Source organism: Streptococcus oralis (assembly GCF_001588645.1).
GTDB classification, from domain to species: domain Bacteria; phylum Bacillota; class Bacilli; order Lactobacillales; family Streptococcaceae; genus Streptococcus; species Streptococcus oralis_AB.
The window spans coordinates 69,106-90,722 of the sequence record NZ_LAYF01000008.1; the positions used below are offsets into that span (position 1 = coordinate 69,106).

Here is a 21,617-nt window from a genome sequence, read left to right on the forward strand (position 1 = left end):
GTTTTTCCTCTTACTTGTGAATTTTTCTAGCCACGCGCAACTTGGCTGAATGCGAACGGTTGTTGGCTTCTAGCTCTTCAGCACTTGGCAAGATTGGCTTGCGGGATACCAATTCCATCTTGGGCTTAAGGTCATCTGGAATGAAGGGCAAGCCTTTGGGAACTTCCACTGTTGAAGCTTCTTTAAATAGTTGCTTGGTCAAGCGGTCTTCCAGCGAATGGAAGGTAATGACCGAGATTCTCCCATCTAGAGCCAGCATGTCCATAGCCTGCTGGATGGATTCATCTGCTGCACCCAGCTCATCATTGACTTCGATTCGGATAGCCTGAAAAATCTGCTTGGCAGGGTGCCCCTTTTTCTTGAGTTCCTTGGCAGGCTTGGCAGACTTGATAATCTCTGCCAACTCCGTCGTCGTCTCAATGGGTTTCACCTCACGCGCTTGCTCAATCTTACGAGCAATCTGTTTAGAAAACTTATCCTCACCATACTTGAAAAAGATCCGAACCAAGTCATGATAGTCATAATGATTGACCACCTCATAGGCCGTCAGACTAGCTTCCTGATTCATCCGCATATCCAGTGGCGCATCCTTTTTATAAGAAAAGCCACGCTCACGCTGATCCAGCTGAGGACTGGACACTCCCAAGTCATAACAAATTCCATCAATTTCCTGGACACCAGCCTCCTGCAAACGTGCCTGCAAATGACGGAAGTTATCCTTGATAAAGGTTACCATCCCCTTTTCGATATAGGGTGCCAACCGTTTTTGCGCATTGTCAATGGCATTCTGGTCCTGGTCAAAGGCATAGAGATGCCCTTTTTCGCTCAATTTACTTAATAAATATTCGCTATGGCCTGCTCCGCCTAAGGTCGCATCAACGTAGGTACCGTCAGGTTTTACGTCAAGCATATCAATCGTTTCATGAAGCAAGACCGTTACATGATGAAATTCTTTTGTCATATCCTATCTATTTTACCACAAATCTGACCAGCTTGCACTTGTCAGACAAGGCTAAGTTTCTTCGAAAAAAATTCTCAAAAATATGTCATATATACTTGACATCTCATCTCCAAAAGAATACAATATAGTCAAATATATACGACACATCAGAAAGGAGACCCTATGAATCGTGTGAAAGAATTCCGCAAGGAACTGGGCATTTCTCAGCTCGAGCTCGCCAAAGATATCGGTGTCTCGAGACAGACCATCAACATGATTGAAAACGACAAGTACAATCCAACCCTGGAACTCTGTCTCAACCTCGCCCGCAGCCTCCAAACTGACCTCAACAGTCTCTTTTGGGAAGACGATTTTTAAAAAAGGAGCAAACAAATGAAAAAAGAAACTCTCACTGACAAACTCATCAAACGCACATACGGCATTTCTGGCCCCCTTGACGAACACAAACGGCGCGAGGCCGATCGTATCGGGAATCAGGTCTTTATCGTTCTCTTTTATCTCATGATATTTGGCAACCTCATCCCCTTTGTCCTTGCTTATAAATACCCACAAATTGTCGCTATCGGCTATCCTCTCGTGGTGTTTGGCATTTCGATGATGGCTGCCCTCTATGTGGTCTCTCAAACCAAGAAAACGGGCATCACAGCTATTGATCCCGAAATGCTGAGTCAAAAAGAAAGCAAACAGCTACATCTTCCGGGTCTAAAAGCCGGTCTAATCTATGGCATGGGCATGTTCTTTGGAATACCGCTTCTGAATGTCCTAACCGATGATAGCAAGGATTATCTTGGTTCTCTTTTAAATACAGGGCATTTTGTATCAACTATCCTAGCTACCCTCTTCTTCGGAGCAAGCATACAGCTTCTCATCTCCCGTCGCATTGCAAAAACTAAGAAAGATCAAGATGAGGATTAGGAGGTACCTATGAAATCACTAGTAACTTTACTAATCAGTCACATTTTTGTCAGCATCTTTAGATTATACCTTGAAAAGTTCTTGAAGGGAGGAAAATTCCTGAAATGTTGAATTTTGGAGTTAAACAATAAAATAACTAAAAAATTTTTTAAAATCACTTGATTTTTATCTAGTAATATGCTAGACTATATATATCTAGTAAATCACTAGATATTATCTAGTGATTTACTAGTACGATTTGGTATGTTTCTAGCATATCTGAAAATAAATATTTATTGGAGGTCAAATTTATGGCTGTTACGTATAGCGTCGCTCTCCCGGTAGTCGGGATTGATATTTGCTCAGCAAAAGAAGTTCTGGATGCGCACTTAGAGAAAGCTAACGAGGTCGGTTCTGTATACTTCAGCACGAGTAACAGAATGGATCCTAAAAAACTTACGAAAGTAAGTAAAATATTGCTTGTGAGTAAAGAATTTACTTATATTGCTGATTTGGTACTTTACCAATATTTTAATAAAAAATCAGCTCCTTTGGATGCTGCCGTTTATGCTCCAAGCTTGTTTGCAGACGATCAAGATTATCACTGGCTGAAACTTAAAAATATCAGGGAAATTAGCTTGGATGAATTGAATACTTTTCAAATGATAAACAAGGAAGCCCAAAAAAAATACGATGGTGTTGGGAACTATGTTGAAAATACAGGACGCTTGCAAGTGTTCTATGCAAAAAAAATAAGCTAATTGTAACCAACAACTAGAAAAGAGCATTTCGTTTATACGAGATGCTCTTTTATCTGTAAAATTTCTAGCTTATTAAACTAGAAACTCAGATTTGATGGCCCGAATCAAGTTTTCCCTAGTATTTCTAACAATCTGTATTATTTTTAGCTTGATTTACTTCTATACTCTCTATCAACTCTTTAAAGAAGTCAATCAAAAATCGCTCATTTAGGAGGTTACTCCCATGAAAAAAGAAGATTTCACCACTCGCTTACTCAAATTATTCTTTCACATACAAGGCCCTTTTGATGAATGCCGTCAAGAGATGATTTACAAGGCTTGTGCCCGTGCCTTGATTCAAATCGTTTACTCCTCCCTCCTACTCTTCTTGTTCTATCTCCTATTTGGACGCTTCATAGAGTTGGTTCGAGATGCCATGCCCTACCTCTATTTTGGACTTATCTTCGTCCTCGCATCTAGGGCGAGACTAGCAGTTCGCGACTTACATTTAGACAAGGATGACCAGTCCGAAATCCATCACAAAAGCTACAGCAAAAGCCAAATCAGCCTTCGTAGTTGGGGTGTATTCATCAGCATTCCAATTAGCTTGTTTGTCTTATCAGCCTTTCACAAACTCTTTGTTCAGCATCTCCCCCTCGACACCTTTTGGGGCAATCTCTCCCAGTTCGATAAAATGCTCCCTTTACTAGTGTTGGGATTGGGTATTGGTGCCATCTTTGGAACCATGACCTATGCCTTTTTATCGGAACACGTTAAAAAATAGAGCAAGATTCGCTAATTTCTCATTTTATAGGCAAAGAATCCCACCTAGTTCATTCTAGGTGGGATTTCCACTTCAATTCATAGGATATTTTCCAAAATATCTACTGACCCTCGTCACCAATTCTCCCACTGGGTTTCAACCTTGACATCGCCATAATTGCTTGGCGAGTACTTGCTGTCATAAATCGAACACCAGTCCTTCAAGACTTTCTGGTTGACAATTTCGTCGTAGTAAGAATCCAAATCCTTGGCAGTGATACCGTACTGCTCTAGATAGGATTTCACTTGGGCCTCGTCTTCGATATAAGTTTCCGATCTATTTTCATAAATCAGAATTTTTTTAACTAATACTTTTTTCTTAAATTCGTAATGAATAACAAAGTTAATTTTTTCTCCTGAGTTAGCATATCTTTCAAACCAAATATTTACACCTTTACTACTACCATCAAAATTAAACCGTAGTTCTAAATTCTTCACATCGCTTCCAAGAGAAGAATCATCGTATGTTATTATTGATTCATACTTATCCGTTTCATTCATATTCGAATCATAAAGCTTTCGATTTTTTGCTGTCACATTTTTTAAGTCTTTGAAGTTATAATGGCCCAAATAATTTTTTGCTGTTTCTTGGTAAATCTCATCAAAAATGTTTTTAGGTTGATGGATAAAAAAGTAGAAACAGGATAATACAATTAGTAAGAATAACGCTACTAGACCGAGGATTTTCTTCATGTTATCACCAATTCTCCCACTGGGTTTCAACCTTGACATCGCCATAGTTGCTCGGTGAGTACTTACTGTCATAAATGGTACACCAGTCCTTCAAGACTTTCTGATTGACGATTTCGTCGTAGTAAGAATCCAAATCCTTAGCAGTGATACCGTACTGCTCTAGGTAGGATTTCACCTGAGCTTCGTCTTCGATATAACTATCCTCATTTCCTGATATCACAATCTGAATTGACTTTGTGATTGTTTTAGTATTTGGATTATATTTGTTGACCATCCATAGCTTCGTACCATCAGCTATTTTTCTCTCAAATGAAACAAACAGTTTACTATACGCTTTCTCAAAATTAAATCCAACTCTCAGTTCAAGATAATCCTCCAGAAGAGTCTTATACTTCCCTAAAGGGCTATATTTAAAATAATCTCCATCACTTGGCCAGACATCATCAATTTCAAAGCCATCTATGTTTCTTAAAATATTATTTGACCGATAGGTTTTCTCCGTCTCCTGATAAATCTCATCAAAAATGTTTTTAGGTTGTCTAGTAAAAAAGTAGAAACAGGATAATACAATTAGTACGAAAGACACTACTAGACCGAGGATTTTTTTCATGCTATCACCAATTCTCCCACTGGGTTTCAATCTTGACATCGCCATAGTTGCTTGGTGAATACTTGCTGTCATAAATGGAGCACCAATCTTTCAGGACTTTCTGATTTACGATTTCGTCGTAGTAAGAATCCAAATCCTTGGCAGTGATACCATACTGCTCTAGGTAGGATTTCACTTGGGCCTCATCTTCGATATAAGTTTCCGTATCTGCTTTCTTCAAACCTATTTTGACAAATTTTTTCAAAACACGATCCTTACGAATATATTTATTCCATAAGCGAACTCTAACGTTTGGCCCGATTCGCTTTTCAAATGAGATTGAACTTAACTGTGTTTTTGTAGCAAAATTAAAACTAATTTCTACTTCAAAATACTCTTCTGGGGTATGGTCTTTATTATAGGTTCCAAACGGATAATATTTAGAATACTCTCCATCACTTGGCCAACCTGGACTAATTTCAAAGCCATCTATATGCCTTAAAATATTATTTGTTCGATAGGTTTTCTCAGTTTCTTGGTAAATCTCATCAAAAATGTTTTTAGGTTGACGGATAAAAAAGTAGAAACAGGATAATACAATTAGTACGACTACCGCTACTAAACTGAATATTTTTTTCATCATCATCCTCCTAATCTGCCACAGCCTCTAAACGATTTAAAAATGTGGATACTTCTGGGTATTTTTCCTCAATATACTCTTTAATAGATGCCTCACCCTTTCTCAGTATATACCCAGGCGCTACCCCTGCATAGATTGTGCCTTTGACCTCTTTCCAATCCTTATTTTTCAAAAATTCTTTCTCTCTATGAGAGGAGTCTTTTTGAAGGTCAGCATAGTAAGAAGATATAGCTTGGTCATAGGATTGCCCCTTCTGTATCCGACCGATAAGGTTGACCGAGTCTAGGTCTGCCTTGTAGTCATCTTCGCCGATGCTTGGCTTCATATCATTAGCGTTAAAGGTCGTGTCTCCCTCCCATCCCGAAAGATCCTTGACATGCTCTCTACCGCCATAGATATCAGATAACTGAAAACTGCTAGGATTTAGATGAGTAGCCATAGTAATGGATTGATGGGTAAAGTCTGCATGGCCAGCTCCATTGTTAGAGTAGGCCTTTAACTTACTGTCCCAAAATTGGTCAAAGTTACCTGAAGTACCATAAACTTTTTCGTATTTAAACTTGGCATTATTATAATCAATTTCGTTTTCTTTTATTTTTTCTATATTATCAATTTTCCCACCCGCCATCTCATGTTGCAATCTAAGGTTATAATACAGTTCTTTGGCCTTTTCTTCTTTCAATCCCAATTCTTTAAAAATTTCAAAAAGTGGTTTTTCTACTCTCATTTTTTCAACTGTAGATGGACTACTAACAACCTCATCATAAAAATAATTTTTTAAATAGCCTGCAGTCTCATCCCACTTTGATTCGTTGTAAGACGCTGCACCGACGACTCGCAAAAAGATATAGTCACGGAACTCTTGACTAGAGGTTGGGAACTTCTTGTCTATCCCTTGCTTGATGGTCAGGAGCTGCTTGGCTGTCTCTGCATCAAAGCCGTATTCTGCCATCATGGTCTGGACAAAGGCCTTCTCTTGACGACTGAGTTTCATATCCTTTGTGTCAGAATATGCAGTCAGGTAGTTGGCCCAAGTCAGGTCAGATGGGACTTTAAAGACCCCTGTTTTTGCATCCCAGCTCGTTTCAATCTGAGCTAGTCCACGACTCAACTGCACATCGATACTGTCTAGTTCATCGAAAAACCCTCCTGAGTAGCTATCATAGGCACGCAGGTCTTTCAAAATCGTTTCATAGACGCGTTTATTCGCATGATGTCCTCGCATAAGTTCCACATTGCTACGTCTCAATCTTCCCTTTTCTTCACTATCCATGGTCAAGCTAGAAAGAGATTGGTTGACTTCATCTAGATAGGCGATCATCTGCTCTTCCTGGCGGATCTTATCAAGCAGATCATCCTCCCGCCAACTCTTGCTGTCGACCATCGTTTGGTAGTCTTCTGGCAATTTCTTGATAGCTTGAGAGAAGGTTTCGGCATAGAGTTGTCCCCCTTTACTCAAGGGCAGTAGGACACTTGCAAAAAAACTTCTAGCCGAATCATAAGCGTCGCCCTTTAGACTCTCTGTATCCTCTGAAAACTTTTGAATGGCTGATTGCAAGTCTTGATAAGCCTCCACCTGAGATTGGCACATGGTTGCTACACTCGAACTTTGTAGTTGTGATTGTTCCAGGTACATATCAATGCCCATGTCGTTTCTCCTCCTCTCTTTCTAGTTCCTTACGTCTTTCATAGTAAACCGCATCCAAGTCTCCCTCTAACCGGAATTTTTCTTTTTTCAAATCATCCATGTGATAGCTGAGGTCCTCAAAGATTTGGTTTTTAAGTTGGTTTCTTTGCAGGAGCGTTTCTTCCAACTGCCCTGCATATCGGCTCTGATAGGCCGCCTCCCACAAATCACTTTGATAACGGTGGCTAGCTCTATCATATCCTTCAAAGGTTTCTATCAGTGCTTTGGTGCGGTAGTTCTCTTTTCCATTGTCTTCTAGCTGGTACAAGAGTTCCCGCTCTCTTTTCTTCAACTCATCTAACTTGCTCATGTATGACTCCCAAAACCATTGGCCGCAGCCTTATCTAGCGCTTCAAAATCACTCGCTACAGAGTGAAGTCGTTCGGAAGTTAGGGTGACAGCGGCTGTTATCTGACTAGCTAGATTTTGATCCTTTGTCAGACATTGATGAGCCTTGTTATTCCCTTGAAGGGTCGTTAGGTCATCTTGACTAGCCGCAGCGATTGCTGTTAACGATTGACAAGCATTTTTAAGCTGAGTCGCATATGTTTGCGCAAGATTTAGATCACTTTTTACTGTTGACATGACTGTTTCATCCTTTTTCCCATTCCCTTGTGATAAGTTTACTTCATTTAGCTATATAGGCCTATTATACCATGTTTCACAAAAGGAGCATCATTTTGTCCTGATTTATGTACAATTGTGTATTTTTTCAACAACTTCTCTCATCCGACTCGACGAAAATAGTAAAAACTGTTACAATGTAGAAAAAGAAAAGAGGCCCTCATGACCAGTGTATATGATTTTTCTGTTTTGAACCAAAATAACCAAGCAACTCCCCTGGAGAGCTATCGTGGCAAGGTTCTCTTGATTGTCAACACTGCTACTGGATGTGGTTTAACGCCCCAGTACCAGGGGCTTCAAGAACTCTATGAACGCTATCAAGATAAGGACTTTGAAATCCTAGATTTCCCTTGCAATCAGTTCATGGGACAAGCACCTGGCAGCGCAGAGGAAATCAATAGTTTCTGTAGCCTACACTATCAGACAACTTTCCCTCGCTTTGCCAAGATTAAGGTCAACGGCAAGGAGGCTGATCCTCTTTATGTTTGGCTAAAAGACCAGAAGTCTGGCCCGCTAGGAAAACGAATCGAATGGAATTTTGCTAAGTTTCTCATTGGCCGAGATGGGCAAGTCCTTGAGCGCTTCTCTTCCAAAACAGACCCCCAAACCATCCAAGAGTCTCTCCAAAATATACTCTAATTTCTTTTTAAAACGTATCCTTTCATTTAGTTTGAACCCTGAAAGGAGGCGTTTTTTCTTTAAAAAGTAACTGATTTTCTTTAATTTATATTTATTTTTTTGCTTTTTGCTCTTGCAATTCTTTCATTAATTTAGTATATTTGTTATATTAAAAGTTTTCAGTCATTTTAAGGGAGAAATGACCTTTTAAATTTTTTTATCTTAAAATGAAAGCGCTTTATAAACAGGAGGTAAGGTGGCTTACAAATTATCAGAGAGTTTTTTCATTAAATCAAGTTGTAACCAAGTCAGACTTGGGCTTGGGCAGTAGCTGACTGCCTTTCTAAAAACTAGGAGTATATTATGAATCGATACCTTTTTGAAAAAGGGCAAACATTTAGCATTCGGAAGTTGACTGTAGGTGTGGCATCTGTTATCGTCGGACTGGCATTTTTTGCTTCTGGAACCGTGCGTGCAGACGAAACGTCTCCTGCCACAACATCCAATTTAGATCAGCAAATGAAACAAGTAGCAGATATAGAAGAGACCAAGGTTGAACCAGTCAAAGAAGAAGACCGTGTAGAAGCTGAAAAACAAGAAACACCTGCTGCAGATACCAACAGTGCTGACTTGCTCCCTGAAGACATTCAGGACCGTGCCTATCCAGACACACCTGTCAAAGAACTCGATACGACTACTATCGTTGACCAGAAAGCTAGTCCAAAAGTAGAAACTAAGAGCATTCTAAAGGACAAGGAAGAAGCTCCAAAAGAAGCTGAGAACGGAAACCGTGCCATCATTAACGGTGGACAAGACCTCAAACACATCAACTACGAGGGACAACCTGCTACTGCTGCTACTATGGTTTACAGCACTTACAATGCAGGAGAACAACGCTACCTCGTTTCAGGCTCAGGTATCTTTGTAGCACCTAACCTGATCCTTACCGTTGCTCATAACTTCTTAGAGGCCAATAAAGAAACTGGCGAGGGTCACATTCGTGGTGGAAAATCTGCCCAGTTCTACTATAACGTTGGTTCAAACAGCGAAAAGAAAAACTCACTGCCATCTTCTGGAACTACGGTTTTATTCAGAGAAAAAGACATCCATTTCTGGAACAAGAAAGAGTTTGGAAAAGGCTATAAGAATGACCTTGCTCTTGTAGAAGCTCCTATTCCTCTTCCGATTGCTAGTCCAAACAAAGCAGCAACCTTTGCGCCTTTAGCGGAGCACAAAACACATCAGCCGGGAGAAGCCATCAGTACGATTGGCTACCCAACTGACTCAAGCTCAAAAGAACTGAAACAACCTATCCTAGCCGGTCAGCTTTACAAGGCAGATGGGACCATCCGATCTGTTGAATCCTACGATGATAAGGGAACGACTGGTATCACCTACAAAACCACTTCTGTATCTGGTTTGTCTGGTGGCGGGATTGTAGATAGCCAAGGAAAAGTTCTGGGGGTTCACCAACACGGAACCGTTGACAATGGTGTCGCTGAAAAAGATCGCTTTGGTGGCGGACTTGTCCTTTCACCTGAACAACTGAAATGGGTTAAGGACATGATTGCCAAACATGGTGTGAAAGGCTGGTACCAGGGAGACAACGGAAATCGTTACTACTTTACTGATGAAGGGCGTATGCTTCGGAATGAGAAAGCTGTTATCGGAAGCAACGAATATTCCTTTAACCAAGATGGTATCGCTACCTTGACCAAGGGAGTTGAATACGGTCGTGTGGTTATCCAACACGAAGACGAAGAAGGAAATCCTGTCAAAGATAATGACACCTTTATCGAACAGACAGCTGTTGATTCGCCATTTGACTATAATTTCAAAAAAGAAATCGAGAAAACGAACTTCTACCAGAAGAATAAAGACAAATACGAAATTGTATCCATTGATGGCGTAGCAGTCAATAAACAGCTAAAAGATACTTGGACTGAAGAGCACAATGTTGTCAGCAAAGCGCCTGCCGGTACACGTGTCATCAAGGTGGTCTATAAAGTCAACAAAGGCTCCTTCAAAGTTTACTACCGTCAAAAAGGAACCACTACTGAACTAGCGGAAGCGACAGTTGATAACAATGAAGGTCAAGAGTATGACGTTTCCTTTGTCAACACCTTCCATGCAAAAGACATTGCTGGCTACCGTCCAGTCAAAACCAGCCTGGAAGCAAGGATCCAGCATAAAGATGTGAATGAGGTCGTCTTTGAATACGAGCCAGTCGCTGATACAGCCAATCCAACGACACCGACTCCACCAGTCGCTCATCCAGAAGATAAAGAAACCGAGATTGGCAATCATGGACCACTTCCAAGCAAGGCTCAACTCGATTACCACAAGGAAGAATTGGCAGCCTTCATCCACTATGGAATGAACACTTATACCAATTCTGAATGGGGAAATGGGAAAGAAGACCCCCGGTACTTCAATCCAACCAACTTGGATACTGACCAGTGGATTCGCACTCTGAAGGAAACGGGCTTCAAACGAACCATTATGGTTGTTAAACACCACGACGGATTCGTTGCTTACCCATCTAAGTACACCAACCATACCGTAGCTGCTAGTCCATGGAAAGATGGAAAGGGTGACCTTCTCGAAGAAGTTTCCAAGTCTGCTAGCAAGTATGACATGAATATGGGTGTTTACCTATCACCATGGGATGCCAACCATCCTAAATACCATGTCGCAACCGAAAAAGAATACAACCAATACTATCTCAACCAGCTGAAAGAAATCCTTGGTAATCCGAAATACGGTAACAAAGGGAAATTTATCGAAGTTTGGATGGACGGTGCACGTGGTAGCGGTGCCCAAAAAGTAACCTATACCTTTGATGAATGGTTCAAATACATCAAAGAAGCCGAAGGAGATATCGCTATCTTCTCTGCTCAACCAACAAGCGTTCGCTGGATCGGAAATGAACGGGGAATCGCAGGCGACCCTGTATGGCATAAAGTTAAAAGAGCCAACATCACAGATGATGTAAAAAATGAATACCTCAACCATGGTGACCCAGATGGCGATATGTACTCTGTAGGGGAAGCTGATGTTTCGATCCGTTCAGGCTGGTTCTATCATGACAATCAACAACCGAAATCACTCAAAGAGTTGATGGACATCTACTTCAAGTCTGTTGGTCGTGGAACCCCACTCCTTCTCAATATTCCACCAAATAAAGAAGGAAAATTCGCAGATGCAGATGTGGCTCGCTTGAAGGAATTCAAGGCAACCCTAGACCAAATGTATGCGACTGACTTTGCCAAAGGCGCGACTGTAACAGCAAGTTCTACTCGTCAAAACCACCTTTACAAGGAAAGCCACCTCACAGACGGTAAAGATGACACCAGCTGGGCGCTCTCAAATGATGCCACAACTGGAAGCTTTACAGTCGATTTGGGGCAAAAGAGACGCTTTGACGTCGTTGAACTCAAGGAAGATATCGCCAAAGGTCAACGTATCTCTGGTTTCAAGATTGAAGTTGAAATCAACGGACGTTGGGTGACATACGGCGAAGGTTCGACCGTTGGTTACCGTCGCTTGGTTCAAGGCAAGCCTGTAGAAGCACAAAAAATCCGTGTAACCATCACTGGTGCTCAAGCAACTCCAATCTTGACCAACTTCTCAGTCTACAAGACACCAAGCAGCATTGAAAAGACTGATGGCTACCCTCTTGGACTTGAATACCACTCAAACACAACAGCAGATACAGCCGGAACAACTTGGTACAATGAATCTGAAGGTGTTCGTGGCACTTCTATGTGGACCAATCAAAAAGATGCCAAAGTAAGCTATACCTTTACAGGAACCAAGGCCTATGTCGTCTCTACAGTCGATCCAGGTCATGGAGAAATGTCCGTCTACGTTGATGGTCAAAAGGTTGCAGATGTGCAAACTAAGAACGCTAGCCGTAAACGTAGCCAAAAAGTCTTTGAGACAGGCGATTTAGCACCAGGCCAACATACCATTACCCTTGTTAATAAAACAGGTGAACCAATTGCTACAGAAGGAATCTACACCCTAAACAATGATAGTAAAGGGATGTTTGAACTCGAGTCTACCAACTACGAAGTCGAAAAAGGAAAACCAGTCACTGTTAAGATTAAACGTGTTGGTGGAAGCAAGGGGACTGCTACTGTGCGCTTCATCACAGAACCTGGAACTGGGGTTCACGGTAAAGTTTACCAAGATACAACTCAAGATGTGACCTTTAAAGATGGAGAAACAGAAAAGACTGTTACCATCCCAACGATTGACTTTACAGAACAGGCTGACTCTGTCTTTGACTTCAAAGCCAAGCTCACTTCTGTCACTGATGGTGCCCTGCTCGGTTTCGCTACAGATGCAACCATCCAAGTGATGAAAGCTGAATTGCTGATCAAGGACCAAACAAGTTATGATGACCAAGCTAGTCAGTTGGATTACAGTCCTGGCTGGCACCATGAAACCAATTCGGCAGACAAGTACCAAAAAACGGAGTCTTGGGCTTCCTTTGGTCGCTTAACTGATGAGCAAAAGAAAAAGACAACTGTCACAGCCTACTTCTACGGTACCGGACTTGATATCAAGGGCTATGTTGATCCAAATCATGGTATCTACAAAGTCTTCCTAGACGGCAAAGAAGTTCCTTACCAAGATGGCATGGGAAATGCTTCAACTATTGACGGTAAGAAATACTTTAGCGGTCGTGCAGCCCAACGACAAGGCAATCAAACTCTGGTTAGCCTAAAAGGTCTGGACGAAAACTTGCACGCAGTCACCCTTCAACTAGATCCTGATAAAAACGATTTGTCTCGAAATATCGGTATTCAGGTAGACCAATTTATCACTCGTGGCGAAGGCAGTGAACTCTACAGCAAAGCAGATATCATCCAGTCTATCTCTAAATGGAAAGATGATCTGTCCAACTTTGATCCAGCAGGCTTGAAAAATACGGCTACTGCACGCCAAGCTTTCCAAGCAAATCTAGAAAAATTGAGAAACCAACTCAGTGCTGATGCAGTGGATGTTCAGGATGTCATGTTGACAGTCAGTGCCCTACAAGATATCCTATCCAAGGATGAGAACTATCAAAGAGGCCAAGAGGAGCCTAGTCCAGAGCAACCGGAACAGCCAGAAGAACCTGAGAAACCTGAGAAACCTGACCAGCCTGAAAAGCCAGCCGAACCAAAACAACCGGAAATTGAGTACGATAAGGCTATGGACAGCTTGACGAAAGCTATCGAGAAAAAAGTCGCTGAGCTTGGATCCAACAAGGAAGCTAAGAAGAAATTATTAGAAATTGCTGACCAAGCCATTGCTGCCATCCAAGAAGCTAAAACTCAGGAAGCAGTCAATAAAGCGCTAGAAACTGCTCTCGAACAAATCAACAAACTCGAAGCAGCTCAACCTGAGAATCCAGTTCAACCTGAAAAACCGGCTCAGCCTGAAAAGCCAGCTCAACCAAAACAACCGGAAATTGAGTACGATAAGGCTATGGACAGCTTGACGAAAGCTATCGAGAAAAAAGTCGCTGAACTTGGATCCAACAATGAAGTTAAGAAGCAATTGTTAGCAATTGCTGACCAAGCCATTGCTGAAATCCAAGAAGCTAAAACTCAGGAAGCAGTCAATAAAGCGCTAGAAACTGCTCTCGAACAAATCAACAAACTCGAAGCGGCTCAGCCTGAGAAACCTGCTCAACCGGAAAAACCAGTTCAGCCTAAAAATCCGACTCAACCTGAGAATCCAGTTCAACCTGAGAAACCGGCTCAGCCTGAGAAACCGGCTCAGCCTGAAAAGCCAGCGCAACCGGAAAAACCTGCTCAACCTGAGAATCCTGCTCAACCGGAAAAACCTGCTCAGCCTGAAAATCCGACTCAACCGGAAACTCCAGCGCAACCTGAGAAACCAATTACTTCTTCAAGTCCTGAGGAAGGGGTTAAAGACCTTGTCTTTACACTTCCAAGCTTGGAAATCGTCAATAAGGTCGTACCATTCAAGACTATTCGTCGCGAAAACCCACAATTAGACAAAGGAAAAGAGCAAGTTCTATCAGAAGGAAAAGACGGTCTCTTAGTCGAGTATGTTGAAGTAGACGGTGACAATCGCAAGGTTGTCAAAACGGAAGCAACTCCAGCTCAAGATCGAGTGATTGAGGTAGGTAGCAAACAAAGCTCAGTTGGAACAGAAGCGCCACCAGTTGTGACTCTTCCTGAGTATGTTCTACCAAGAGAGACTGAAAAACCTGCGCCAGCCGTAACAGATAATTCATCATCAAAAGATGAAAAAGCTCCTGTTACAGCTACAATCAAAGAAGATAAGGAAAGACTACTCCCTGCAACTGGGGAACAAGAAGCAACTGCCTTCCTCTTCTTGGCAGCCATTACTTCTATCTTGTCTCTCCTCATTTTCCAAAAGAATTTCAAAGACTAATAACCCTCTTTGATTGATTCTTTCTAATGACTCAGTTCCCCCGTTGAGAAGACCATTTGGTCTTCTCTTTTTCTATCTGTAAAATTAAAAAACATCCACAAATTAAACAGCACCCCAAAAGTCAGACAGAAAAAATCTAACTTTTGGGGTGCTGTTCACTTATTTTAATCCGTTAGTTCCACACAGAAAGCATCCCATGGAGCCAAGGTTTGTTTTTCAACTGCTTCTTTAGCAGTAGTGTTTTCAATCAAGATTGACTTAACTCTTCCTTCTACTGAAAAGTTTTGTTTTTCATTGGACAAGTTAGCCACAACTAGGAAGCGGCGCTCACCGTCCTTACGGATATAAGCAAAAACCTTATCAACCGTATCAAGCAATTCAAAATCAGCTCGAATCAGCCAGCTGTTCTCCTTACGAATTTGAACGAGTTTTTGGTAGGTATAAAAAATAGAATCTGGATTTGCCAGCGCTTCCTGAACGTTGATTTCTTCATAGTTTGGATTAACTGCCAACCAAGGTTGACCTGTTGAGAAGCCAGCGTTGTTACTCTCATCCCATTGCATTGGGGTACGGGCATTATCACGACCAATGACACGGATGCTGTCCATGATTTCTTCAATCGGAACGCCTTTTTCAAGAGCCTCACGCGCATAGTTGAGGGATTCAATATCTTCTACTTGGTCCAGTGTTTCAAATGGATAGTTGGTCATCCCAATCTCCTCACCTTGGTAGATATAGGGAGTCCCTCTCATAAGATGAAGCAAGATTGCAAAGGCTTTGGCAGATTTTTCACGGTATTCTTGGTCATTTCCCCAGATTGAGACGATGCGAGGAAGGTCATGATTGTTCCAAAAGAGGGAATTCCAGCCGTCCTCAACTCCTAACTCTGTCTGCCATTTGTTAAAAATCTCTTTTAACTTTCCTACATTTAACTCTTTTTGGTAGTGCCACTTAGGTTGCCCTTCCTGATACTGAAGACAGATGTGCTCAAACTGGAAGACCATAGACAATTCTTGTCCCTTTGGATCCGAGTAGAGTTTAGCAATCTCTGGCGTTGCCCCCCATGTTTCCCCTACTGTCAAGAGATTCTTATCTCCAAAAGTCGCCTGATTCATTTCCTTGAGATAGGGATGCAGCATAGGACCGTTATTGACTACTTTCTCATCAGGAATCTTGCCAATCATGTCAATAACATCCATACGGAAACCACCAATGCCTTTATCAATCCAGAAGTTCATCATCTCGTAAATTTTCTGGCGCAGTTTTTCATTCTCCCAGTTGAGATCGGGCTGTTTCTTACTAAAAAAGTGGAGATAGTATTGACCTGACTTTTCATCGTATTCCCAAGCAGACCCACTAAAGATAGACTCCAAATCATTGGGCTCATCTCGCCAGATATAGTAGTCTCGTTCGGGGCTGTCAGAATTTTCACATGCCTCGACAAACCAGGCGTGTTCATCCGAGGTATGATTGACCACCAAGTCCATGATAATTCGAATGTCACGCTTCTTAGCTTCTGCGATGAGTTGGTCCATGTCCTCCATAGTCCCGAAAATAGCTGCAATTGCTTGATAATCAGCAATATCGTAACCATTATCATCCATCGGACTGTCATAAACAGGAGAAAGCCAAATAGCTGTAATCCCTAACTTAGCTAGATAGTCCAACTTACTAGTAATTCCTGGCAAATCACCAATTCCATCTCCGTTGCTGTCCATAAAACTCTTGGGATAGACTTGATAGACTACGGCATTATGCCACCATTTTTCTTGCATCTTCTTACCTCATTATTTTAATAATCTATAGTCTATGATAGCCCTTTTTAAAACTTTGTGCAAGCGTTTGCCTAATCTTTTTAATTTCTTTTTTGACTCCGTAGTTTCCTATCTTCCAATTTTTTATTATAATAGAGGTCAGAGGTAAAAAAATGAAAAAACAAGCTTTTAGTTCTGAACAATATTTGAATCTACAGCGCGACCATATCTTGGAGCGCATTAACCAATTTGACGGCAAGCTCTATTTGGAGTTTGGTGGCAAAATGTTAGAAGATTTCCACGCTGCTCGAGTCCTTCCTGGTTATGAGCCTGACAATAAAATCAAGCTCTTGCAAGAATTGAAAGAGCAGGTTGAAGTTGTGATTGCCATTAACGCAAGCAACATCGAGCATTCTAAATCGCGTGGCGACCTAGGCATTTCTTATGACCAAGAAGTTCTTCGTTTGATTGACAAATTCAATGAGCTGGGAATTTTTGTTGGCTCAGTTGTCATCACACAGTACGCTGGACAACCTGCTGCAGATGCCTTCCGCAACCAGTTAGATAAAAACGGGATTGATTCCTATCTTCATTATCCAATCAAAGGATATCCGACGGATATGGATCACATTATTTCTCCCGAAGGTATGGGGAAAAACGACTACATCAAAACGAGTCGCAACTTGATTGTCGTAACGGCTCCTGGACCTGGTTCTGGAAAATTGGCCACTTGTATGTCCAATATGTACCATGACCAACTCAATGGCATCAAGTCTGGTTACGCTAAGTTTGAAACCTTCCCAGTCTGGAACCTGCCCCTTCATCATCCGGTCAACTTGGCCTACGAGGCTGCAACCGCGGACCTTGATGATGTCAATATGATTGACCCCTTCCATCTCCAAACCTACGGAGAAACCACTGTCAATTACAACCGTGATATTGAAATCTTCCCAGTACTCAAACGTATGTTGGAACGTATCCTAGGTGAATCTCCATACGCTTCACCAACAGACATGGGTGTCAACATGGTTGGCTTCGCTATTACAGATAATGAGGCTGCTATCGAAGCTTCTAAACAAGAAATCATCCGTCGCTACTATCAAACTGTTCTTGACTTTAAGGCTGAAAAAGTCGGCGAAACTGCTGTCAAGAAGATTGAACTTCTCATGAACGACCTCGGTATCACACCTGCAGACCGTAAGGTTGCTGTCGTAGCACGCCAAAAAGCAGAAGAAACTGGTGGCCCTGCCCTAGCCCTTGAATTACCAAATGGGGGAATTGTCACTGGTAAAAACTCAGAACTCTTTGGTCCTACAGCTGCTGCCTTGATCAATGCCATCAAAAAATCAGCTAACATCGCTAAGGAAGTGAAATTAATCGAGCCTGAAGTCGTCAAACCAATTCAAGGCCTCAAGATTAACCATCTAGGCAGTCGCAATCCTCGCCTCCACTCAAATGAAATTTTGATTGCACTTGCCATCACAGCTATGGAAAATCCAGATGCTGCGCGTGCCATGGAGGAACTTGGCAATCTCAAAGGAAGTGAAGCCCACTCAACCATCATCTTGACCGATGAAGACAAGAATGTCCTACGAAAATTGGGTATCAATGTAACCTTTGACCCATACTACCAATACGATCGCTTGTATCGGAAATAAAAACTCAAACCTCTCCTTCATCGGAGAGGTTTTCTCTCTATCTCAACAGCACCCTTTATGATATAATGAAAGAAGAAAACTGAAAGGATTTACCATGTCAAAAGAAGTTATTGTTGAAAGTTTTGAACTTGACCACACCATTGTTAAAGCACCCTATGTTCGCTTGATTGGGGAAGAAACAGGACCAAAAGGAGACATCATCTCCAATTATGATATTCGCTTGGTACAGCCAAATGAGGACTCTATCCCTACCGCTGGCCTTCACACCATTGAGCACCTCTTAGCCAAACTCATCCGTACCCGCATTGACGGTATGATTGACTGTTCACCATTTGGCTGCCGTACTGGTTTCCATATGATTATGTGGGGACGTCACACTAGCGCTGAGATTGCAGCTGTTATCAAGGATTCGCTCAAGGAAATTGCTGAAACCACTACTTGGGAAGATGTCCCTGGAACAACCATCGAATCTTGCGGAAACTACAAGGACCACAGCCTCTTTTCTGCTAAAGAATGGGCGAAACTCATCTTGGAACAAGGAATCTCAGATGATGCCTTTGAACGCCATGTCATCTAAACACAAAAAGGAACCAGCTTTTTAGCTAGTTCCTTCTTTTTTTATTCTCAAAATCTTGAGTTAGGCTTTTTCACGAATGACCAAAACGCCATCTTCCATATCTGCTTCCAGATGTTTAACATCTAGATGATCCAAGTGGAAATCTGTTACCTTATCACGAATTTGTTGTTCAACCACACGACGGAGAGGACGAACACCCATGACTTCGTCATAGCCTTCTTCTGTGATAAAGTCCTTAGCTGCTTGGCTGACTTCCAAATCAATGTCTTTCTTAGCCAAGGTTTGGTTGACTTCCGCCAACATCAAGTCCACAATCTTAGAAAGGTCTTCCTTATTCAAGTGTGAGAACTCGATAACTGCGTTAAAGCGGTTAAGGAACTCTGGACGGAAGAATGGTTTCAAACGATCCATCAACTCTGGTTTATCCGCATCTTCAGTCAAGTTAGCTTCATAGCCAAATCCAGCATTTGATGTCGCGATAATGACCGTGTTCTTGAAGTTCACTGTATTTCCTTGACCATCAGTCAGACGACCGTCATCCAATACTTGGAGGAGAAGGGTGATTACTTGAGGATCAGCCTTTTCAATTTCATCCAAGAGAATGATAGAGTATGGATTGCGACGAACACGTTCTGTCAAGGTATTGCTATTGTCATCATAACCCACATAACCTGCTGTTGTACCGATCAATTTAGATACGGCTGTGCGGTCACTGTATTCAGACATATCCAAGCGGATAATCGCATCCTTGGTTCCAAACATATCCAGCGCCAATTGCTTAGCAAGCTCCGTCTTACCAACCCCAGTTGGACCTACAAAGAGGAAGCTACCGATTGGGCGATTGCCTTCATCAAATCCTGCACGGTTACGACGGATAGCACGAGCTACTGCTTCAACTGCCTTATCTTGACCGATAACCTTGTGTTCCAAGCGATGAGCCATATCTTTCAAACGTTCGATGTCTGACGCTCCCATTTGTGACACTGGAATACCTGTCATTCGTTCCACAGATTCAGCCACATCGTTGATGCTTGCAGTCACTTTCATGTCTTCTGTGTGGTTTTCGACTTTTTTCTCTAATTCTGCAATACGTGTTTTAGCATTGAGAGCTGCTTCAAAGTCTTCTGCCTCAACTGCTTTTTCTTGCTTGTCTTTTTCTGCCTCAATTTCACGTTCAACAGCATGAACATCTGTTACAGGATGTTGAGCTGCCAAGTGAGCCGCCGTTACATCGACAAGGTCGATAGCCTTATCAGGCAAGCTGCGTTGAGGAATGTATTGGATCGAATAATCCACTGCTGCTTTCAAGACTTCATCTGGCAAGATGACATTGTGGTGTTGTTGATAAAGATCACGAATTCCTTGAAGGATTTTAAAGGTATCCTCTGCTGAAGGAGCATTGACCTTGACTTCGTTGAAACGACGAGCAAGAGCCGCATTCTTCAAAATCGTGTTACGGTATTCGTCCTGAGTTGTTGCCCCAATAACGGTCAACTCACCACGGGAGAGAGCTGGCTTGAGAATGTCCGCAAGACCTTTAGATCCACTGTCTCCACCGATTGAGCCAGCGCCAAGGATTTGATGAATTTCATCAAAGAAGAGGATAATATTTCCTGCTTCTTTCACCTCGTTGACCAGGTTCTGAACGTTTTCTTCAAAGCTACCACGGTATTGAGTACCAGCTTCAAGACCTGAGATATCAATAGAAATAATTTCCTTGTTCTTGATGGCAGCCGGAACATCTCCATTCACAATCGCTTGTGCTAGACCTTCGACAACGGCTGTCTTACCAACACCTGCATCTCCGACTAGAACAGGATTATTTTTCGTACGACGTGAGAGGATTTCAGATGTTTCTTGAATTTCCTTGTTTCGTCCGATAACAGGATCCAACTTGCCCTCACGAGCCTCCGCTGTCAAGTTACGACCTAGTTTAGCAAGGACACCGTCTTGTTTCATACCTGAAGCGTGTTGTTGCATTTGCGCATCAGATTCTGCATTTCCTGGCAATTGACCAGTTGCACGATACTGAGCAAATTCCTCAGGTGTCACTTCACGTCCATTAATCAAGTAGCGACGGTTTTCAGAACTGTATCCTCGCATACCACCCATCAATTGGTTAAATAAATCATCCATGTTGTTAAAGTTATTAAAGTTGTTGTTCATATTCTTTACCTCGTTTATTCTTAATTATATGCGATCTCTGATATTGACTATCTTTGACCTTTGTTTTAAAAATTTTAGACTAGCTAACTAGCTACCCTACGTATAATTTCTGGTTTTTCTTTCTTAAATAAGCCTTTTATCATCTTCTTTTCAAAATCTGTTAGATTTAACATAGGCCTCACCCCTTTCTAGGGTATCTATCGTACATTTTCAAGAAATAGAATCATTGAAAATGAAGTTTTCTAAGGAATTCATTTTCCTTATGTTCCTACTATATCACATTGGTCAGTAAAAGTCAATAGTTTTTTGACCAAATTTGACTATTTTTTTAAAAATTTTTTTAAAGTACAAAAAAAGCCCCTAGAAAACGAATTTTCTAGAGACTTTCTCTATCAAGTTTAAGAGAGAAGTAGAATTCTCACTGACCAAGTTTCATGTTTCTTCTACAAAAGCCTAAGCTTTACGTTTTACGAAGAATACCAATCCACTCAATGCCAATACTACAAATCCAATTGCTGAGAAGATAGATGTTGCTTCACCTGTGTTTGGAAGTTCAGCTTTACCTTTAGTCTCCGGAGCTGGAGGTGTTGGTTTTGGTTCCTCTTTTTGTCCTGGAACATTTGGTTTTGCTCCTGGTTCATTTGGATCTGGTGTTGGATTTGGATTTGGTGCCGGGTTTGGATCCGGTGTTGGGTTTGGATTTGGTGCTGGGTTTGGATTTGGTGCTGGATCTGGCGTTGGTGCTGGATCCGGTGTTGGGTTTGGAACAGTGTA

At 41.8% G+C, this 21,617-nt stretch carries 18 protein-coding genes; 8 read left to right on the plus strand and 10 right to left on the minus strand.

The window, feature by feature from the left end; translation table 11 throughout:
- Positions 1–10: 10 nt before the first annotated feature.
- The gene (gene rsmH, locus A0739_RS07280) at positions 11–961 is read right to left on the minus strand and encodes a 16S rRNA (cytosine(1402)-N(4))-methyltransferase RsmH (protein WP_000159431.1); all 951 of its coding nucleotides are present in this window, start codon (positions 959–961) and stop codon (positions 11–13) included.
- Positions 962–1,123: 162 nt separating this feature from the next.
- Here rsmH and A0739_RS07285 point away from each other — a divergent pair, with 162 nt between their 5' ends.
- The 4 genes from A0739_RS07285 to A0739_RS07300 all read left to right on the plus strand — a co-directional run bounded on the left by A0739_RS07285 (position 1,124) and on the right by A0739_RS07300 (position 3,379).
- Entirely contained in the window at positions 1,124–1,318 is a 195-nt protein-coding gene (locus A0739_RS07285) for a helix-turn-helix transcriptional regulator (protein ID WP_001082470.1), read from the plus strand.
- A 15-nt stretch (positions 1,319–1,333) separates the two neighbouring features.
- Positions 1,334–1,876: a DUF3278 domain-containing protein gene (locus tag A0739_RS07290; protein WP_061587542.1), complete on the plus strand. Its 543-nt coding sequence runs from the start codon at positions 1,334–1,336 to the stop codon at positions 1,874–1,876.
- Positions 1,877–2,166: 290 nt separating this feature from the next.
- Entirely contained in the window at positions 2,167–2,616 is a 450-nt protein-coding gene (locus A0739_RS07295; protein ID WP_061587543.1) for a hypothetical protein, read from the plus strand.
- A 223-nt stretch (positions 2,617–2,839) separates the two neighbouring features.
- Positions 2,840–3,379, plus strand: coding sequence for a DUF3278 domain-containing protein (locus A0739_RS07300; protein WP_049477813.1), 540 nt, complete (start codon positions 2,840–2,842; stop codon positions 3,377–3,379).
- Positions 3,380–3,492: 113 nt separating this feature from the next.
- Here A0739_RS07300 and A0739_RS07305 read toward each other — a convergent pair whose 3' ends face one another.
- Genes A0739_RS07305 through A0739_RS07330 form a run of 6 tightly spaced genes read right to left on the minus strand, consistent with a single transcriptional unit; the run spans position 3,493 to position 7,611 of the window.
- Positions 3,493–4,110: a TipC family immunity protein gene (locus A0739_RS07305; protein WP_061587544.1), complete on the minus strand. Its 618-nt coding sequence runs from the start codon at positions 4,108–4,110 to the stop codon at positions 3,493–3,495.
- A 4-nt stretch (positions 4,111–4,114) separates the two neighbouring features.
- Complete coding sequence (locus A0739_RS07310) at positions 4,115–4,720, minus strand: TipC family immunity protein (protein WP_061587545.1); 606 nt, start codon at positions 4,718–4,720, stop codon at positions 4,115–4,117.
- A gap of 4 nt (positions 4,721–4,724) precedes the next feature.
- Positions 4,725–5,339, minus strand: a complete 615-nt coding sequence (locus A0739_RS07315) for a TipC family immunity protein (protein ID WP_000719275.1) — start codon at positions 5,337–5,339, stop codon at positions 4,725–4,727.
- Positions 5,340–5,349: 10 nt separating this feature from the next.
- Positions 5,350–6,987 (minus strand): T7SS effector LXG polymorphic toxin, encoded by a 1,638-nt coding sequence (locus tag A0739_RS07320; protein ID WP_061587546.1) that lies wholly within the window; start codon positions 6,985–6,987, stop codon positions 5,350–5,352.
- Complete coding sequence (locus A0739_RS07325; RefSeq protein ID WP_061587547.1) at positions 6,977–7,336, minus strand: DUF3958 family protein; 360 nt, start codon at positions 7,334–7,336, stop codon at positions 6,977–6,979. The genes A0739_RS07320 and A0739_RS07325 overlap by 11 nt, the downstream gene beginning before the upstream one ends.
- The gene (locus tag A0739_RS07330; RefSeq protein WP_000108757.1) at positions 7,333–7,611 is read right to left on the minus strand and encodes a TIGR04197 family type VII secretion effector; all 279 of its coding nucleotides are present in this window, start codon (positions 7,609–7,611) and stop codon (positions 7,333–7,335) included. The genes A0739_RS07325 and A0739_RS07330 overlap by 4 nt, the downstream gene beginning before the upstream one ends.
- Positions 7,612–7,812: 201 nt before the next feature.
- Here A0739_RS07330 and A0739_RS07335 point away from each other — a divergent pair, with 201 nt between their 5' ends.
- Together A0739_RS07335 and A0739_RS07340 are read left to right on the plus strand one after the other, a co-directional pair.
- Positions 7,813–8,289, plus strand: a complete 477-nt coding sequence (locus A0739_RS07335) for a glutathione peroxidase (RefSeq protein WP_061587548.1) — start codon at positions 7,813–7,815, stop codon at positions 8,287–8,289.
- 342 nt (positions 8,290–8,631) lie between these two features.
- Positions 8,632–14,688, plus strand: coding sequence for an alpha-L-fucosidase (locus A0739_RS07340; RefSeq protein WP_061587549.1), 6,057 nt, complete (start codon positions 8,632–8,634; stop codon positions 14,686–14,688).
- A gap of 164 nt (positions 14,689–14,852) precedes the next feature.
- Here A0739_RS07340 and A0739_RS07345 read toward each other — a convergent pair whose 3' ends face one another.
- Positions 14,853–16,463, minus strand: coding sequence for a glycoside hydrolase family 13 protein (locus A0739_RS07345; RefSeq protein WP_061587550.1), 1,611 nt, complete (start codon positions 16,461–16,463; stop codon positions 14,853–14,855).
- Positions 16,464–16,615: 152 nt separating this feature from the next.
- On the opposite strand from A0739_RS07345, the gene A0739_RS07350 reads away from it, so the two are divergent.
- Positions 16,616–18,100 carry a DUF1846 domain-containing protein gene (locus A0739_RS07350; RefSeq protein ID WP_061587551.1) on the plus strand — a complete coding sequence of 495 codons (1,485 nt, stop codon included), beginning with the start codon at positions 16,616–16,618 and terminating at the stop codon, positions 18,098–18,100.
- Between the two features lie 94 nt (positions 18,101–18,194).
- Positions 18,195–18,677, plus strand: coding sequence for an S-ribosylhomocysteine lyase (locus A0739_RS07355; protein ID WP_000032547.1), 483 nt, complete (start codon positions 18,195–18,197; stop codon positions 18,675–18,677).
- A 60-nt stretch (positions 18,678–18,737) separates the two neighbouring features.
- Here A0739_RS07355 and A0739_RS07360 read toward each other — a convergent pair whose 3' ends face one another.
- Both A0739_RS07360 and A0739_RS07365 read right to left on the minus strand, forming a co-directional pair.
- Positions 18,738–20,843, minus strand: coding sequence for an ATP-dependent Clp protease ATP-binding subunit (locus tag A0739_RS07360; protein WP_061587552.1), 2,106 nt, complete (start codon positions 20,841–20,843; stop codon positions 18,738–18,740).
- 453 nt (positions 20,844–21,296) lie between these two features.
- On the minus strand, positions 21,297–21,617 hold a 321-nt coding region (locus A0739_RS07365; RefSeq protein WP_155718975.1), incomplete at its 5' end, for an LPXTG cell wall anchor domain-containing protein.